This is a genomic window from Streptomyces sp. cg35 (assembly GCF_050410835.1).
Lineage (GTDB): Bacteria > Actinomycetota > Actinomycetes > Streptomycetales > Streptomycetaceae > Streptomyces.
In genome coordinates, this window is record NZ_CP191268.1 from 2,378,285 (window position 1) to 2,395,062 (window position 16,778).

The following is a 16,778-nucleotide window of genomic DNA, read 5'->3' on the forward strand; positions in this document are numbered from 1 at the left end:
GCGGTGTACTAAGAGTGACTGGCTCACAGCACAGTGCGCAGGGTGCGGTCACGGACCATGAGCGCGGCTCGCTTGTCGGGGAGGTCCACCTCGGCGGAGAAGCGGAAGCCGGCGCTCAAGAAGGCGGAGACGGAGGGGGTGTTGCGAAGGTCGGGTTCTGCGACGACGCGCGCGCACGGCGGGCGGTGGTCGAGTACGAGGTCGGCGACGGCTTTGAGCAGCGTGGTTCCGAGCCCTCGTCCGCGGTTGGCGACGCCACCGATGAGGAGGTGGATGCCGGTGTCGTGCGGGCGGGCGGGGTAGTGACGGGCCAGCGGGTCCAGGTCGGCGCGGTAGATCTCCCAGTAGCTCATGGGTGTGCCGTCGAGTACGCCGAGGCAGGGGACACTGCGACCGTCGCCGTCGAGTTGGGGGCGAAGGTGGTCCGCGGTGACGGTCTCTGGACCCGCGAGTTCCCAGAAGGCGGCCACGGCGGGGTCGTTCATCCAGCGGCTGATGAGCGTGAGGTCGCGCTCGAGGCGGACCGGGACGAGGTGGAACACGCCTGCCGGAGTGGTGGCGGTCCCCCACTCCCCCACGTTGTCGAGCAGATCGTGCTCGGTGGGGTCGATGAGGGCGGCCGTGCTCCGGTGCTCGCTGTCCGTCCCGGAGACGTGTTTCGGTCCGTCCTGCTCGGCGATGAGCGCGATGAGTTCATCGGGCAGGCGCAGGTCCAGGGTGTCCTGGCAGTCCGTGTTCTCCGGACCGGCGGTGGTTTCGCTCGGGTCGGAGACGGGGGTGGTGTCCGCGTCGGTGCTCGCATCGGTGGGGGGCACGGCGACGCTCCTCTCAGGAAGTGGTGCGGGGCGTGGTCCTCGGGTTCGCGGGGTCCTCTGGGCCGTCAGGGATGAAGGGGGTTGGTGATGGTGACGTAGACGGATTGGGTGTCGACGGGGCCGACGAGTTCGTCGAGGCCGTGCAGCCGGGTGAGGAGGTTGGCCTTGCAACGGAGCGTGGGCGAGTCCAGCAGTTGTCCGGGCAGGGGGCTGCGCAGTCGGGTGGGCCCGGCGGCGGCTTCGTTCAGGAAGCGACGGAAGGCCGCGAGCAGAAGGCGTTCGTCGGCGAGGTGTTGGGAGCCGAAGGCGCCGATGAGGCCGAGGACGTTGTTGACGGCGAGGTAGTAGGCGAAGCGTTCGTCGGTGACCTCGTCGGAGACGAAGGTGTCGCTGCGAATACCGATGCCGGGGAGCCTCGTGTCGAGTTCGGCGCGGCGGGACTCACGGAAGTAGTAGCCCTGGTTGTCGCGGTAGCGCCCACCGGTGGGCCATCCGTCGGCGTCGAGGAGGAGAAGGGTGTTCTGCTGATGGGCCTCGAGGGCGATGCCGGCTTCGCTGTCGAGCCAGAGCACGGGGCGCACGACCTGCTCGAGGTAGCGCAGGAACCACTCGGTGGCGACGGCTCCACGGGGTCGTCCGGTGCGTGCCGCGAGGTTGTCGATGGTGTCGGCGAGCCGTGAGCCCATCGGGGCGCGGTCCGGGTGGCCCGATGGGTCGTGCGAGGGCCGAGGGGAGACGAACCCGGCGATGCAGGAGGCGTCGTCGCCGGGACCGAAGGGGTTGTTGCGGATCATGACGTCGAGGCCGGGCACGGGTTCACCGGCCGGGTCGTCGACCGCCAGCCAGGCCGGGTCGCGGACGATGTCGAAGCCCGGGTGGGCGGCATGCCACTGCGCGGCGAGGCCGTTGCGCAGGAGCCGGTGGACCTCGACGCCTCGGTGGAGTTCCTTGCGGAGGTTCTCGCGGCGGGAGTTGGTGATCCGCAGGCCGAGAGACAGCTTCAGCATGGCCGGCGTGCCGGGGCGGTACAGGGTGCGGACAGAAGAGGTGGGGAACCAGGGCTCGCCATGCGGGCCGAGGTCGCGCAGGAGGCCTGCGTTCAGGAGGGATGCGGTGCTGCGGCGGTGCTGGAGTTCGCGGATCTGCCAAGGGTGGACGGGCAGAGCTGCGTAGCCGTCGGGCAATGGGAGGCCGGGGCCGGCGAGTTGGGAGGTGAGATCGGCGGCGGAGACGGCACGGCCACGTTCGGTCCAGACCGAGTCGTGGGCGAGGACATCGGGTGCGACGGCGATCCAGTGCAGCGGGAAAGAGCCGCGCAGTTCTGGTGAGTAGCGGCGGGCTTCGGCTTCGGAGAGTCCTTCGCGGCTCTTCGGAGTGGGGTGGAGCGGGTGGCCGAGGAGCAGGGCCTGTTCGCCGGCGAGGAAGCGGTCGGGGGCGTCGGCGCGTCGTCGGCGGCGGTCTGCGATGAACTCGGCCGTGCGGCGTACGGAGTCGGCGACCCGGCCGACCAGGTCGCCGCCGTCACCGGTGGGGACGACGGAGGCGGTGAGGGCGGTGGTTCGGGTGGCGTCTGCCACCGAGTCCGAGCCTGGCAGGGGCTGGTTATCGGCATCGGCATCCTGCATATCCGGTGAGACGCGGGCGTCGGTGCTCGGTGTATGCCGTACGGCGTTCGCGCCTGCACCGGCACCAGCCGCGGCTTCGACACCGGCTTCGGCGGTCTCGTTCGACGTCGGTGCCGCGTCGCCCGGGGCCGATTCGCGGCTCAGGAGGGCGGCGAGGGTCACCGCGTCGACGCAGGGGGCGCCCCGGGGGCCGTCCTCCAGATAGGGCAGGCCGAAGCGGTGCCAGCCGGTGCGTGACCAGTAGTGGACGGGGACGAGCAGAGCGGTGCCGCTCGCGGGCAGAGCCACGCGGAGGGCACCCACGGAAGGAGGGGCGATGTCGTTCTCGCGTACCCAGCAGCGCAGCAGGTTCTCAACTGCGGCGAGCTGGGCGGATGTTGCGGGATCGGGGTGTTCCAGGAGGTCGACGGCAGGGTCGCCTGGAGAGGTGTGCAGACGCTCGGCCTCTTGGCCGCCGCCCATCTGCCGGGGAACCGTGTCACGCTCCGACCCGTGCGGGGTCTGCGTGTCGCAGGCTCCGCCGACAGGGGGGCGGGGACGGCCATCGGATGCGGGAGTGGCGTTCAAGAGTGCTTCCTTGCGTGGGGTGGTGGGCTCCGTGGGGCGGTGGTCCGGCTGGTCCGGTTGCCGCGGCTGTCGCTGGTGCAGGGCGGGCCGCCGTGTACGGGCGCTGCTAGGAGTGAGAGGTCCGGGCCACGGCGGCGAGGGCGTCCGCGAGCCGGTCGACGACGGCCGCGGCCTGTTCGTCGGTGATCGTGAGGGGAGGCAGAAGGCGTACGACGCTGGAGTGACGGCCGCCGAGTTCGACGATCAGGCCCCGGTCCAGGCAGGCGTCGCGCACGGCCGCGGCAAGGTCCGGGGCGGCCGGGAGCGGCGCGGCCGTCGGCCAGCCGAGGAGCGGGTCGGTCGAGAGGTCGGGGCTGTCGGGGCCGCCCGTGGCCGCCGGGGGGGCGCCTTCCGGGTCGACGAGTTCCACGCCGATCATCAGGCCCCGGCCTCGTACGTCCCCGATGCAGGGGAACTCCTTGGCGAGGGACTGGAGCTGGCCGATCATGCGGGCGCCGAGGTCCGCGGCACGCTCGGCGAGGCGGTTCTCACGGACGTAGGCAAGGGTCGCGGCGCCCGCGGCCATCGCGAGCTGGTTGCCGCGGAAGGTGCCGGCGTGAGCGCCGGGTCCCCAGATGTCGAGGTCGTCGCGGTAGACGATCACCGCGAGCGGGAGGCTGCCGCCGATCGCCTTGGACAGAACCATCACATCCGGTACGACGCCGCTGTGGTCGACGGCCCAGAAGGCACCGGTCCGGCCGACTCCGGTCTGCACCTCGTCGGCGATCAGCGGGATCGAGCGGTCCTCCGTGATCGCCCGCATGCGGCGCAGCCAGGGATCGGGGGCCGGAATGACACCGCCCTCGCCCTGTACCGGCTCGACGATCATGCCTGCCGGGTGTGGCACTCCCGACTTGGTGTCGTCGAGGAGCGACTCGGTCCAGCGGGCGGCGAGTTCGGCCCCGCGGGGCCCGCCGATGCCGAAGGGGCAGCGGTAGTCCTGCGGATAGGGCAGGCGCGCGACCCGGACGTCCTGCGCTCCGCCCGATGCTTCGAGGGCTCCGGCGGTCATCCCGTGGTAGGCGCCGGTGAAGGTGAGGAGGCCGGCGCGGCCGGTGGCGGTGCGGACGAGTTTCAGGGCGGCCTCGACGGCGTCGGTGCCGGCCGGTCCGCAGAACTGGATGCGTGCCCGGTCGGCGAGGGCGCGCGGCAGTGTGCGGAACAGTTCGGTGGTGAAGGCGTCCTTCACGGGGGTGGCCAGGTCGAGGACATGGAGGGGCGCGCCCGAGTCGAGGACCTTGCGAATGGCTTCGAGTACCACGGGGTGGTTGTGGCCGAGGGCGAGCGTGCCCGCGCCGGAGAGGCAGTCCAGATAGCGGCGGCCGTCGGCGCCTTCGATGGTGAGTCCCCGGGCCCGGACGGGAACGATCGGCAAGGCCCGCGCATAGGTGCGCGCCGCCGATTCCCGCGCGGACTGGCGGCGCAGAATCCCTTCGTGCACGGCGCTGTCGTGTGCGGCTGTGCCGCGTGCCTCCCCGTCGCACGGGGCGGGCACCGGCACGGGCGAAGGATCGGTCACGGCCACAGCTGCTGGTCCTCCCGCTGGAAGTACGGCCGGCTGGTCTCGTCGACTCACCGGTGGGCGGGGCGAGTTGGCAGACACAGCACCGAATGACCGTCCTGGCATCATGCCAGGACGGTCCGAGGACTGAGCACCGCCTACGGATCCCCCGTACGCACTAACGACGGGAGGACGGGAGGAACACGGGTCGTCCGGAGACTTACGACGAGATCTACGCCACAGATCATCAGCGCTGCGCGTCGCCATCCAGCCGGCCGACCCGCGACAACCGGACAGCGCGAGGGCCGTCCCAGTAGGACAGCGAAGCGGTTCGGGGACTGAACTCCGACACCTGAACTCCGACACCTGAACGCCAACGCCTGCAATCCGACCACCGAACACCGAACACCGAACACCGGCAACTGAACAACGGCAACGGATCGTGCGTACGCATGACCGACGAGGTTCCGCGGGAACACGGGCGGGCCTCCGAGCTCTTCACTGCCCCGCTGAGAAGACCGCTCGGGCGCCTGTTCCGGCACCCCGCTCTCGCTCTCGCTCTCGCTCCTCGCACGGACGACGGGTCAGAGGGCGGCGCCAAGATCCCTCCGTGACGGAACCGTTGCGGTTCCGTCGGCCGTCCCCGACGGCACCGGCATAGTGTGGGGTGCCGTTCGGGGAGGGGCCACGGCGGCTCATCCACCACACCTGTTCGGCAGTGCAACGATCTCGAAGCCCAGGGGGATTCACGACATGCGACCCATACGCCCACCGTTCGCCGCCCGCCGCGCGAGGAGTGTGCGGGGCAGAACGTCCCCCGTGGCGGCGGCGGTTGCGCTCGGCGCGGTCCTCGCCCTGACCGCCACCGCGTGCGGTCCGAGCGAGGACGACGCGAGCGACAAGCCGACGTCCTCCGCGGCCGCGGGCGGTGACGACACGATCAAGATCCCGGACGACATCAAGGACAAGCTCAAGGAACGCGGGATCGATCTGGACAAGTGGAAGAACGGCGAGTGGAAGAACTGGGACAGGGACAAGTGGCTGCGTGAAGCGCAGGACTTCGTCAACCCGATCATCGACGGTCTGTGGGACTCGGACCGGATGCGCGACGCCGACAAGAACCCGGACAACGAGGTCGACGAGAACGACATCTCCGGGGACCAGGGGGTGACGGACCCGACGCCGCAGCCGGTGAAGGCGGCGGCCGTCGCGAGTCCGTACCACGGCAGCGCGCCGTACGCGGGCAAGCTGTTCTTCGACGGGCCGGAGGGGTCGATGGTGTGCTCGGCGACCGTGGTCTCCGACCCTGCTCACCCGGGTAAGTCCGACATGATCTGGACGGCCGGCCACTGCGTGCACGCGGGCAAGAAGGGCGGCTGGTACCGCAACATCGCCTTCGTGCCCTCGTACAACGACAGCGGCAAGTCGGCCGAGGAGTTGCAGGGAGCACCCAAGGAAGAGGTCGCTCCGTACGGTGTGTGGTGGGGCGACTGGGCGCAGACGTCCGACCAGTGGATCGAGCAGGGCGGCCCGACCGGCGGTGCGGGCGCGCCGTACGACTTCGCCGTCATTCACGTGACGCCGGAGAAGGGCAGCACGGACAAGTCCCTGGAGGAGACGGTCGGTTCGTCGCTCCCGGTGAACTTCAACGCGCCTGCGGTGCCGAAGATCTCCCAGTTGACGGCGAAGGGGTACCCGGCGGCTCCGCCGTTCGACGGGCAGAAGCTGTACCAGTGTGCGGACAGGCCGGGGCGTCTGTCGCTGAACTCGACGGACCCGACGATGTACCGGATCGGCTGCACGATGACCGGCGGTTCGTCCGGTGGCGGCTGGGTCGGGCAGGGCTCGGACGGCAAGCCGGCGCTGGTGTCCAACACCTCGATCGGCCCGGTGACGGCGGGCTGGCTGGCCGGTCCGCGGCTGGGCAAGGAGGCCAAGGGGATCTATGACGCCGTGAGCAAGAAGTTCGCCGGGCAGTAGCCCGGCGGGAGCGGTCCGCCGGACCGGCGGGAGCGGTCCGCCGGACCGGCGGGACAACGGTCCGGTCAGGACGCCGATGTGGACCAGGTCGTCGGCGGCAGGGTGTCGAAACCTTCACCACCCCGCCGCTGTTCGTCCCCATCCCCACAGGCATAGTGGGGTGCTGTGTCGTGGCGGGTGCGCAGGCGCCCGGCTCACGAATGACACGCTCATGACAGACACCGCGCGCCGATGCCGTGGTCATGCCGCCACAGGCCTGCCGCGCGCCGCTTTTCCTTCGGGGGTACTCGCACCATGCGTTCTATACGTCCGTCCGTCGGCCGCGGCCGGAGACAGCGCACTGTCCTCGCCGCTACCGGAATCGTCGCGGCCCTGGCGCTCACCGCCACCGCGTGCAACGACAGTGACGACACGGCCGGGAACAAGCCGGCTGCCGCCGCGTCGCAGGGTTCCGACAGCGGCGCCAAGGTGCCGGGGGACATCGCCGACCAGCTGAAGAAGCACGGCATCGACCCCGACAAGTGGAAGAACGGGGCCTGGAAGAACTGGAACAAGGACGACTGGCTGCGTGAGGCGAAGGACTTCGTCAATCCGGTCATCGAGGGGCTGTGGAAGCCCGAGCGGATGAAGTCCGCCAAGGACCCGGACAAGACGATCGCCGCGCAGGACTACGCGGACGACCAGGGGGTCTCCGACCCGGAGCCCGTCCCCGTCCGGGCGCAGGCCGAGAAGACGCCGTACCACCAGAACGCGGCACCGGTCGGCAAGGTCTTCTTCGACTCCCCCGAGGGTTCGATGGTCTGCTCAGGCACCGTCGTGAAGGACCCGCGCAACCCGGGCAGGTCGAACCTGGTGTGGACCGCGGGCCACTGTGTGCACGCGGGCGCGGCCGGCGGTTGGTACCGCAACATCGCCTTCGTGCCGTCGTACAACGACCTGGGCAAGTCCGCGGACGCGCTGCGCAATGCGACGCAGCAGGAGATCGCGCCGTACGGCACGTTCTGGGCGGACTGGGCCTCGACGTCGAACGAGTGGATGAACCAGGGCGCCGAGTCGGGCGGCGCCGGTGCGCCGTACGACTTCGCGGTGCTGCACGTGAAGCCGGAGCAGGGCACCAAGTCGCTCGAGGAGACGGTCGGCAACGCGCTGGACGTGGACTTCTCGACGCCGTCGGTCCAGTCGGTCGGTTCGATGGGCGCGTGGGGGTACCCGGCCGCGCCGCCGTTCGACGGTCTGTTGATGAACAAGTGCGTCGACCGGCCCGGCCGGCTCTCGCTGAGCCCCGAGCAGCCGACGATGTACCGGATCGGCTGCACGATGACGGGTGGTTCGTCGGGCGGCGGCTGGTTCCGTGTCCGCGGCGGGAAGACCGTCCTGGTGTCGAACACGTCGATCGGTCCTGCCTCCAACACCTGGCTGGCCGGACCGCAGCTGGGCCAGGAGGCCCAGGGCGTCTTCGACATGATGAGTGAGAAGTACAGCAGCAAGTAGGGCAGTTGTACGTGAAGGAGCCCCGCCCGGGTGGTCCCGGGCGGGGCTCCTTCACATGGTGCGGGTCAGCTCGCGGTGGCCGTCGGAACGTACGGCGCGAGTTCCGCCGCGAGTTCCTCGTGGACGCGGGCCTTCAGCAGGGTGCCCTCCGGGGTGTGCTCCTCGGAGATCACCTCGCCGTCGGTGTGCGCCCGCGCGACCAGCTTGCCGTGCGTGTACGGCACGAGGGCCTCGATCTCGACCTCGGGCCGCGGCAGTTCGGCGTCGATGAGCGCGAGCAGCTCCTCGATGCCGGCGCCCGTGCGGGCCGAGACGGCGATCGAGTGCTTCTCCTGGCGCATCAGCCGCTGCAGCACCACCGGGTCGGCCGCGTCCGCCTTGTTGATCACCACGATCTCGGGGACCTTGGTGGCCCCGACGTCGCGGATGACCTCGCGTACGGAAGCGAGCTGCTCCTCGGGCGCCGGGTGCGAGCCGTCGACCACGTGCAGGATCAGGTCGGAGTCGCCGACCTCCTCCATCGTGGAGCGGAACGCCTCGACGAGGTGGTGCGGCAGGTGTCGTACAAAACCGACCGTGTCGGCCAGCGTGTACAGCCGGCCGCTCGGGGTCTCGGCCCGGCGCACGGTCGGGTCGAGGGTGGCGAACAGTGCGTTCTCCACCAGGACGCCCGCGCCGGTGAGGCGGTTGAGCAGGGACGACTTGCCCGCGTTGGTGTATCCGGCGATGGCGACCGAGGGCACCTTGTTGCGTCGGCGCTCCTGGCGCTTGATCTCGCGGCCCGTCTTCATGTCCGCGATCTCACGACGCATCTTCGCCATCTTCTCGCGGATCCGACGGCGGTCCGTCTCGATCTTGGTCTCACCGGGACCACGCGTGGCCATGCCGCCACCGCCGCCGCCACCCATCTGCCGGGACAGCGACTGACCCCAGCCGCGCAGTCGCGGCAGCATGTACTGCATCTGCGCGAGCGCGACCTGCGCCTTGCCCTCTCGGGACTTGGCGTGCTGGGCGAAGATGTCGAGGATCAGAGCGGTCCGGTCGACCACCTTGACCTTGACGACGTCTTCGAGGTGGATGAGCTGGCCGGGGCTGAGCTCACCGTCGCACACGACGGTGTCGGCTCCGGTCTCGAGGACGATGTCACGCAGTTCCTGGGCCTTGCCCGAACCGATGTACGTCGCCGCGTCAGGCTTGTCCCGGCGCTGGATGACGCCGTCGAGCACCATGGCGCCCGCGGTCTCGGCGAGCGCGGCGAGCTCCGCGAGGGAGTTCTCCGCGTCGTCCACCGTGCCCGACGTCCAGACGCCGACGAGGACCACGCGCTCCAGGCGGAGCTGCCGGTACTCGACCTCGGTGACGTCCTCGAGCTCGGTGGACAGGCCGGCCACACGGCGCAGGGCCGCGCGCTCGGAGCGGTCGTACTGCTCACCGTCCCGCGCTCCGTCGATCTCGTGGCTCCAGGCGACGTCCTCTTCCATCAGGGCATCGGCCCGAAGACCTTCGGGGTAGTTCTGCGCGAGGCTCTGCGCGTCCTGGGAAGGGGAAGAAGAGGAGGTCATTGGATCCTTACGTAGCTGGGATTCGGGAAAGGGTGACGAACGCCTCGTCCGTCATCTCTGACAACGCGCGACCCCGCCCCGGGATTCCCGGGAGGGCCGGTCGGAGCCGATCCGACGGCCCGCGCCGTCGACCTGAAGATGTTCGCACGGAACGGGGCGTCTCGTCATCCGGGTTCTTTCCCGCGGTCAGCGGGCCGAAGCCCGGATTTCGGCGCTATTTCCGGGCCGGCTGGGTCTTCCAGTCCGGGTGCCCCGGCATCGGCGGCGTCTTCGCGCCGTAGAGCCACGCATGGAAGAAGCCGCTCAGGTCACGCCCCGCGACCTTCGAGGCGAGATCCGTGAAGTCCGCCGTGGTGGCGGTGTCGTCACGGTGCGTCTGCACCCACTCCCGCTCCAGGCTCTCGAAGGCGTTCTTGCCGATCTCCTGGCGCAGCGCGTAGAGGACGAGGGCGCTGCCGTCGTAGACGACGGGCCGGAAGATGCTGATCTTCTCGCCGGACTCGGGCCCCTTGGGCGCGGCGGGCGGCCCGCCGGCGGCGCGCCAGGTGTCGGAGTTCTGGTAGGCGGCGCGCATCCGCTTCTCCATGGGCTGGTCCGCCTTCTCCTGCGCGTACAGGGCCTCGTACCAGGTGGCGTGTCCTTCGTTGAGCCACAGGTCGGACCAGGTGCGCGGGCTGACGCTGTCGCCGAACCACTGGTGGGCCAGCTCGTGGACCATGATCGAGTCGACGTACCACTTCGGGTACTCGGGGCGCGTGAAGAGGTCCCGCTCGAAGAGGGAGAGCGTCTGCGTCTCGAGTTCGAAGCCGGTGCTCGCCTCCGCGATGAGCAGGCCATAGTTCTCGAAGGGGTAGCGGCCGACCTTCCCCTCCATCCAGGCGATCTGTGCGGGCGTCTTCTTGAGCCAGGGCCGCAGCGCCTTGACGTCCTTGGCGGGGACGACGTCGCGTACGGGAAGGCCGTGCGGGCCCTCCTGGTGGAGCACCGCGGAGCGGCCGATGGAGACCTGCGCCAGTTCGGTGGCCATGGGGTGGCGGGTGCGGTAGACCCAGCTCGTGGTGTTCCCGACGCGCGCCGTCGCGACGGGCCGGCCGTTGGCGACGGCGGTGAGGTTCTTGGGTGCGGTGACGCGGAAGGTGAAGTAGGCCTTGTCGGCGGGGTGGTCGTTGCACGGGAACACCCGGTGCGCGGCGTCGGCCTGGTTCGCCATGGCGAGCCCGTCCTTGGTGCGCACCCACCCGATCTCCTGCTTGCCGGGCCTGGGGTCGCTGGTGTGCCGCACGGTGATGTGCAGCGGCAGTCCCGCCGGGACGGGCTGTGCGGGAGTGACGATCAGGTCCTCGTCGCTGGTGGCGAAGCGCGCGGGGGTGCCGTTCACCTCGACCGAGCGCACCGTGCCGTGCGAGAAGTCGAGGTTGATCCGGTCGAGCGGGGACGTGGTCCGCGCGTCGATCTTGGTGACGGCGTCGAGCGGCTTGCTGTTGTCGCCGCGGTAGGCGAAGGCGATGTCGTACGACTGCACGTCGTAGCCGGGATTGCCCAGGTGCGGGAAGAGGCGGTCCCCGATGCCGAGCGGTGCCGGCTGGGGCGCGGCCGCGGCGAGGAGGGCGACGGAGGCGCCGGCGGCGAGGAGCGCGGCGGTGCGGGGCGTTCGGGTGCGGAGTCGGGAGCTGAGCAGCATGAACTACGGCTATCAGCGTGCCGCCCCGCGCACCGGGCGGTACACGCCGCACCCACCCGAACGAGACCCACCCGGACCTCAGAGTGCTCCGGCCGCCGCGTGCTGGGCGCGCCCCACGTCGTACACCCCCGGCACGTTGCGCATCGCCCGCATGAGCGCCTGGAGCTGGGCGGCGTCGGGGAGTTGGAGCGTGTACGTGTGCCGGACGCGGCCTTGGACGGGTGGTTCGACGGTCGCCGACATGATGGCGACGCCCTCCAGCGCTATGGCTTCCGTGAGGTCGGCCAGCAGGTGCGGGCGGCTGAACGACTCGGCGACGAGCGTCACCCGGTACTCGGCGTCCGTCTCGGCGTCGGCCCAGCGCACGCCGACCTCCGAGCGGCCGGCGCTCTTCATCCGCGCCACCCCGGAGCATTCGACGCGGTGCACGGTGACGACGCCGCCGCGCACGGCGAAGGCGGTGACCTCGTCGGGCGGTACGGGCGTACAGCATCCGGCGAGGCGCACGGTCGCGCCGGGCTGGTCGACCACGGCATTCGCCGCGGCGGGCCGTACGGAGGGGCCGTTGTAGGGCGCGCGGGGCGCCGGCTCGGTGGCGCTCGGGCCCTCCGGGTGGGCGGCGAGCCAGCGCCGGATGGCGATGCGCGCGGCGGGCGTCCGGGCGTGGTCGAGCCAGTCGCGGGACGGCTCGGAGGCGGCGGCCCCCTCCATCCGGTCCATCAGCAGCTGCACGGTGTCGCCGTCGCTGAGGACCGTGCCCAGCGTCGCCAGGCGGCCGTTGACGCGTGCGCCGATGCAGGCGTGGGCGTCCTCGCCGTACTGGGCGTACGCGGCGTCGACACAACTGGCGCCCGCGGGCAGGCCGATGGTGCCGCCGTCGGGCCGGAAGACGGTGATCTCGCGGTCCTGGGCGAGGTCCTCGCGCAGGGTCGACCAGAACATGTCGGCGTCGGGGGCGGACTGCTGCCAGTCGAGGAGGCGGGAGAGCCAGCCGGGGCGGGTGGGGTCGGAGCGCTCTCCGAGGGTGTCCAGGTGCTCTTCGCCGGACGGCGTATAGGGATTGCCGAGGGCGACGACGCCCGCCTCCGCCACCTTGTGCATCTGGTGCGTACGGATGAGGACTTCGGCGACCTCGCCGTCGCCGCGGGCGACGGCCGTGTGGAGCGACTGGTACAGGTTGAACTTCGGTACGGCGATGAAGTCCTTGAACTCCGAGACCACCGGCGTGAAACAGGTGTGCAGCTCACCGAGGACGCCATAGCAGTCCGCGTCCTCGGAGACGAGGACGAGGAGGCGCCCGAAGTCGGCGCCGCGCAGCTCGCCGCGCTTGCGGCGGACCCGGTGGACGGACACGAAGTGCCGGGGCCGGATGAGGACTTCGGCGCTCAGGCCCGCCTCGCGCAGCACGCCGCGCACCTCTTCGGCGATCGCGGCGAGGGGGTCGTCCTCGCGGGCCGCGTTGGCCGCCATGAGGGTGCGGGTCTGCGCGTACTCCTCGGGGTGGAGGATCGCGAAGACGAGGTCCTCGAGCTCGGTCTTCAGGGCCTGGACGCCGAGGCGCTCGGCGAGCGGGATGAGGACGTCGCGGGTGACCTTGGCGATCCGTTCCTGCTTCTCCTGGCGCATGACGCCGAGGGTGCGCATGTTGTGCAGGCGGTCGGCGAGTTTGATCGACATGACACGTACGTCGTTGCCGGTGGCGACGAGCATCTTGCGGAAGGTCTCGGGCTCGGCGGCCGCGCCGTAGTCGACCTTCTCGAGTTTGGTGACGCCGTCGACGAGATAGGCGACCTCTTCGCCGAACTCCGTGCGCACCTGGTCGAGCGTCACCTCCGTGTCCTCGACGGTGTCGTGGAGCAGGGAGGCGGTCAACGTCGTGGTCTCCGCGCCCAGTTCGGCCAGGATCAGCGTCACCGCGAGCGGGTGCGTGATGTAGGGCTCGCCGCTCTTGCGCATCTGACCGCGGTGCGAGGACTCGGCCAGCACGTAGGCGCGGCGCAGCGGGTCGATCTCGGTGTCCGGGTAGTGCGCGCGGTGCGCCTCGACCACATGGCCGATGGCGTCGGGGAACCGGCCGCGGGCGGTGGGTCCCAGCAGCGCGGCACGGCCCAGACGGCGCAGATCGATCCGTGGGCGACCGCGCCTGCGATGTGCTCCGGGCGTGATCGGCCCCGGGCTGGCGGGGTTCGTCGCCTCCGCACTCATGAGCACCTCCGGCTTTGTCGACCGGCGGCGGGCTGGCGGCGGCACCCGTCCGGACCGGTGCTTGATGCTACCGAGCCCATCACGTGGCGCAGTCCCGCTCTCGCCCAGCGTGAAACGGATCACCCATTCGAGCGAAGGTTTACGGGTTTACGGTTTCGAGCGCCGCGAACCAGTCCGTGTCGATCATGCCCTCGGCCACGATCACGGCGGGCCCGGTCATCTCGATCTCACCGTCGGGCCGCTCGGTGATGCTGAGCCGGCCGCCGGGCAGATCGATCTCGTACGTCACGGGGGCGCCGGTCAGGGCCGGGTCGAGGCCGTCCCTGCGGGCCGTGGCGACGGCCACCGCGCAGGCGCCGGTGCCGCAGGACCGGGTCTCGCCGGAGCCGCGCTCGTGCACGCGCATGGCGACGTGGCGGGGGCCGCGGTCGACGACGAACTCGACGTTCACCCCGTCCGGGTAGGCGTTCGCCGGAGCGAAGGGGGGCGGGTCGTACAGGGTGCCCGCGTGCGCGAGGTCGTCCACGAAGGCGACGGCGTGCGGGTTGCCCATGTTCACGTTCGTCGCCGGCCAGGTGCGGTCGTCGACGGACACGGTGACGTCGCCCGCGGGCAGAGCCGCCCTGCCCATACCGACCGTGATCAGGCCTTCCTTGTCGATGTGGACCGTCTTGACGCCGCCTCGGGTGGCCACGGCGACATCGCCCTCGGTGACGTGCCCGGCGTGCTGGAGGTAGCGGGCGAAGACCCGCACGCCGTTGCCGCACATCTCGGCGATCGAGCCGTCCCCGTTGCGGTAGTCCATGAACCACTCGGCCTCGGCGGCCAGGTGCCGCGCCTCGGGGTGGGCGGCGGAGCGCACGACGTGGAGAACGCCGTCGCCGCCGATTCCGGCGCGACGGTCGCACAGCGCGGCCACCACGGCCGGGGAGAGCGCGATGGCGTTCTCCGCGTCCGGGATGATCACGAAGTCGTTCTGCGTTCCGTGGCCCTTGAGGAAGGTGGTCATTTTTCGATCGTACGAGATGGGTCCGACAACGCGGTCAGCGGAGTCGTGCGACCCGCCAGACGGCGAGGACCGCCACCGCCGCCACCACGACGACGTACGCGCACACGACCCGCCAGTCCGGCAGTCTGCCGGACCCGCGCGGCGGGAAGCCGGGCAGCGCGTAGCCCACGCGGCGGGCCGCCATCATGCCCCAGCCGGCCGCGCACGAGCTGATCAGCAGGCCGAGCATCGCGACCACGGCGCCGCCGTCGCCGAACTCGAAGAACAGCGGGAAGGCGAACATCAGCGAGCCGATGGTGGCCAGGATCACGATGGGGGCGAGCTGCCAGATGCGGAGTCTGCGCTGCGGGCGCAGCTCGACCTCGACCTCCGCCGCCTCGTCCTGGGCGGTGATCTCCTCGGCGGTGGGCCCGTCGGCGATCACGCCGTCCGGGATCGCCTCTGGACCGTCTGGGCTCAACTGCTCCCCGCCTGGTGCGGTGTCACGAGGGCCGGCCTCCATCGCCACGCGCCCTCCCACTCCGGACTCCATTGGTCGATCGATGGTCGATGATGGCACGCTCCGGGAGGCCGGGATGACCGCCCGAGCGTCCCGATGCCATCACGTGATCAGGCTGTAACCGGTCGTTCGACCAACGCCATTGCCCGGGCCGGGAGTTCCCCGCGCTCGGCAACGGTCCCATTGAGCCAATGCACGCGCGGGTCTCGCCGGAACCATGAGTCCTGGCGGCGCGCGAAGCGCTTGGTGGCGCGGATGGTCTCCGCGCGCGCCTCCTCCTCGGTGCACTCGCCCGCGAGGGCGGCGAGGACCTGCTGGTAGCCGAGTGCACGCGATGCCGTACGTCCTTCGCGCAGGCCCTGGGCCTCCAGCGTGCGTACCTCGTCGACGAGACCCGCCTCCCACATTCGGTCCACACGTGTGGCGATGCGTTCGTCGAGTTCGGGGCGCTCGACGTCGACGCCGATCTGGACGGTGTCGTAGACGGAGTCATGCCCCGGCAGGTTGGCCGTGAACGGCTTTCCGGTGATCTCGATGACTTCGAGGGCGCGCACGATGCGGCGGCCGTTGCTCGGCAGGATCGCGGCGGCGGCCTCCGGGTCGGCGGCGGCGAGGCGGGCGTGCAGGGCGCCGGAGCCGCGCAGCGCGAGTTCCTCCTCCAGGCGGGCGCGGACCTCGGGGTCGGTGCCGGGGAACTCCATCTTGTCGACGGCGCCGCGTACGTAGAGCCCGGAGCCGCCGACGAGAATCGGCCAGCGGCCCTCGGCGAGGAGGCGGTCGATCTCGGCGCGGGCGAGCTTCTGGTACTCGGCGACGCTCGCGGTGACCGTGACGTCCCAGATGTCCAGGAGGTGGTGCGGGATCCCGGCGCGCTCCTCGGGCGTCAGCTTCGCGGTGCCGATGTCCATCCCCCGGTACAACTGCATGGAGTCGGCGTTGACGACTTCGCCGCCGAGTTCCTTGGCGAGGAAGACACCGAGATCTGACTTTCCGGCCGCGGTGGGACCGACGACGGCGATGACCCGCGGGGCGGGAGCTGCACTACTCACCGCCCCAGTCTCGCAAACCCCGGGGCCGCTTCTCGAACGAGCTGCGTGACGCCACAGGTCCGAGGTCGTTGCCTGTTGCGAGGTTCCAGCCGCCGGTTTCGAGGGGCCGGTGACCCGGGCGACGCAATGAGACGCACCGGGCAGGGCGGGATTTCGCCCACACGAGTAACGTATGGAGTTGAAATGGGCGTTTTTGCCATGTTTCGCCGGAAGGCCAAGGACAGCGGCGAGGTGTCGGCCGTCGAGGAGCAGGCCGCCGCTGTGACGGCCGAGCCGGTGTCGGAGAGCGTGGAGGGCGCCGAGTCCCCGTCCGAGGCCGCCGGAGCCGCCACGGCCGAGCAGCGGGCCGAGGAGACGGAGGCCGACGAGGTTGTCGAAGCCGCCGCGACGGAGAGCGTGGAGATCCCGAAGCAGCAGTCCGCCGAGCAGGCCGCCGACAACGAGACGGCCGGCGAGGGCGCCCGCAAGTAGCTTCCGCGAGGGAAGGTGGGTCCATGGGCTTCCTGGACAACTTGAAAGCCAAGCTCAGCCCCGCAAAGGACAAGGTCGCCGACCTCGCGCAGCAGCACGGGGACAAGATCGACCAGGGTCTCGAGAAGGCCGCCAGGACGGTCGACGAGAAGACCAAGGGCAAGTACAGCGACAAGATCCAGCAGGGCACGGACAAGGCGAAGGACGCTCTGGACCGTCTCTCCGGACCGGGTGGCAAGGACGGCGGCACTCCGCCGTCACCCCCGGCGGCGTCCTGACGCCGC

13 protein-coding genes are annotated in these 16,778 nt (G+C 70.7%); 4 read left to right on the forward strand and 9 right to left on the reverse strand.

Annotation, left to right across the window (positions count from 1 at the left end):
• Positions 1–23: 23 nt before the first annotated feature.
• The 3 genes from ACQUQD_RS10935 to ACQUQD_RS10945 all read right to left on the reverse strand — a co-directional run bounded on the left by ACQUQD_RS10935 (position 24) and on the right by ACQUQD_RS10945 (position 4,571).
• On the reverse strand, positions 24–815 hold the full coding sequence (locus tag ACQUQD_RS10935; RefSeq protein WP_428951856.1) for a GNAT family N-acetyltransferase: 792 nt from the start codon (positions 813–815) through the stop codon (positions 24–26).
• A gap of 65 nt (positions 816–880) precedes the next feature.
• The gene (locus tag ACQUQD_RS10940; protein WP_428951857.1) at positions 881–2,902 is read right to left on the reverse strand and encodes an IucA/IucC family protein; all 2,022 of its coding nucleotides are present in this window, start codon (positions 2,900–2,902) and stop codon (positions 881–883) included.
• Between the two features lie 211 nt (positions 2,903–3,113).
• Entirely contained in the window at positions 3,114–4,571 is a 1,458-nt protein-coding gene (locus ACQUQD_RS10945; RefSeq protein WP_428951858.1) for a diaminobutyrate--2-oxoglutarate transaminase family protein, read from the reverse strand.
• A gap of 729 nt (positions 4,572–5,300) precedes the next feature.
• On the opposite strand from ACQUQD_RS10945, the gene ACQUQD_RS10950 reads away from it, so the two are divergent.
• Entirely contained in the window at positions 5,301–6,527 is a 1,227-nt protein-coding gene (locus ACQUQD_RS10950; protein WP_428951859.1) for a trypsin-like serine peptidase, read from the forward strand.
• Between the two features lie 294 nt (positions 6,528–6,821).
• On the forward strand, positions 6,822–8,018 hold the full coding sequence (locus ACQUQD_RS10955; RefSeq protein ID WP_428951860.1) for a trypsin-like serine peptidase: 1,197 nt from the start codon (positions 6,822–6,824) through the stop codon (positions 8,016–8,018).
• Positions 8,019–8,083: 65 nt separating this feature from the next.
• Here ACQUQD_RS10955 and hflX read toward each other — a convergent pair whose 3' ends face one another.
• The 6 genes from hflX to miaA form a co-directional block, all read right to left on the reverse strand.
• Positions 8,084–9,580, reverse strand: a complete 1,497-nt coding sequence (hflX, locus tag ACQUQD_RS10960) for a GTPase HflX (protein ID WP_428951861.1) — start codon at positions 9,578–9,580, stop codon at positions 8,084–8,086.
• A gap of 214 nt (positions 9,581–9,794) precedes the next feature.
• Positions 9,795–11,261, reverse strand: coding sequence for a M1 family metallopeptidase (locus ACQUQD_RS10965; protein WP_428951862.1), 1,467 nt, complete (start codon positions 11,259–11,261; stop codon positions 9,795–9,797).
• Between the two features lie 78 nt (positions 11,262–11,339).
• The gene (locus ACQUQD_RS10970) at positions 11,340–13,466 is read right to left on the reverse strand and encodes a RelA/SpoT family protein (protein WP_428951863.1); all 2,127 of its coding nucleotides are present in this window, start codon (positions 13,464–13,466) and stop codon (positions 11,340–11,342) included.
• A 139-nt stretch (positions 13,467–13,605) separates the two neighbouring features.
• Entirely contained in the window at positions 13,606–14,475 is an 870-nt protein-coding gene (gene dapF / locus ACQUQD_RS10975; protein ID WP_428951864.1) for a diaminopimelate epimerase, read from the reverse strand.
• Positions 14,476–14,509: 34 nt separating this feature from the next.
• Complete coding sequence (locus ACQUQD_RS10980; RefSeq protein ID WP_428957517.1) at positions 14,510–14,977, reverse strand: hypothetical protein; 468 nt, start codon at positions 14,975–14,977, stop codon at positions 14,510–14,512.
• A gap of 107 nt (positions 14,978–15,084) precedes the next feature.
• Entirely contained in the window at positions 15,085–16,023 is a 939-nt protein-coding gene (gene miaA / locus ACQUQD_RS10985; RefSeq protein WP_428951865.1) for a tRNA (adenosine(37)-N6)-dimethylallyltransferase MiaA, read from the reverse strand.
• A gap of 198 nt (positions 16,024–16,221) precedes the next feature.
• On the opposite strand from miaA, the gene ACQUQD_RS10990 reads away from it, so the two are divergent.
• Positions 16,222–16,494 carry a hypothetical protein gene (locus ACQUQD_RS10990; RefSeq protein WP_428951866.1) on the forward strand — a complete coding sequence of 91 codons (273 nt, stop codon included), beginning with the start codon at positions 16,222–16,224 and terminating at the stop codon, positions 16,492–16,494.
• A gap of 23 nt (positions 16,495–16,517) precedes the next feature.
• Positions 16,518–16,772 (forward strand): antitoxin, encoded by a 255-nt coding sequence (locus tag ACQUQD_RS10995; protein ID WP_428951867.1) that lies wholly within the window; start codon positions 16,518–16,520, stop codon positions 16,770–16,772.
• The last annotated feature ends 6 nt before the right edge of the window (positions 16,773–16,778 follow it).

Excerpts from the sequence above, each read along its gene's own strand:
- ACQUQD_RS10940 (WP_428951857.1), bottom strand. The coding sequence starts at position 2,902 with ATGGGCGGCGGCCAAGAGGCCGAGCGTCTGCACACCTCTCCAGGCGAC.
- ACQUQD_RS10950 (WP_428951859.1), top strand. The coding sequence starts at position 5,301 with ATGCGACCCATACGCCCACCGTTCGCCGCCCGCCGCGCGAGGAGTGTG.
- ACQUQD_RS10955 (WP_428951860.1), top strand. The coding sequence starts at position 6,822 with ATGCGTTCTATACGTCCGTCCGTCGGCCGCGGCCGGAGACAGCGCACT.
- hflX (WP_428951861.1), bottom strand. The coding sequence starts at position 9,580 with ATGACCTCCTCTTCTTCCCCTTCCCAGGACGCGCAGAGCCTCGCGCAG.
- ACQUQD_RS10965 (WP_428951862.1), bottom strand. The coding sequence starts at position 11,261 with ATGCTGCTCAGCTCCCGACTCCGCACCCGAACGCCCCGCACCGCCGCG.
- ACQUQD_RS10970 (WP_428951863.1), bottom strand. The coding sequence starts at position 13,466 with ATGAGTGCGGAGGCGACGAACCCCGCCAGCCCGGGGCCGATCACGCCC.
- dapF (WP_428951864.1), bottom strand. The coding sequence starts at position 14,475 with ATGACCACCTTCCTCAAGGGCCACGGAACGCAGAACGACTTCGTGATC.
- ACQUQD_RS10980 (WP_428957517.1), bottom strand. The coding sequence starts at position 14,977 with ATGGAGGCCGGCCCTCGTGACACCGCACCAGGCGGGGAGCAGTTGAGC.
- ACQUQD_RS10990 (WP_428951866.1), top strand. The coding sequence starts at position 16,222 with ATGTTTCGCCGGAAGGCCAAGGACAGCGGCGAGGTGTCGGCCGTCGAG.
- ACQUQD_RS10995 (WP_428951867.1), top strand. The coding sequence starts at position 16,518 with ATGGGCTTCCTGGACAACTTGAAAGCCAAGCTCAGCCCCGCAAAGGAC.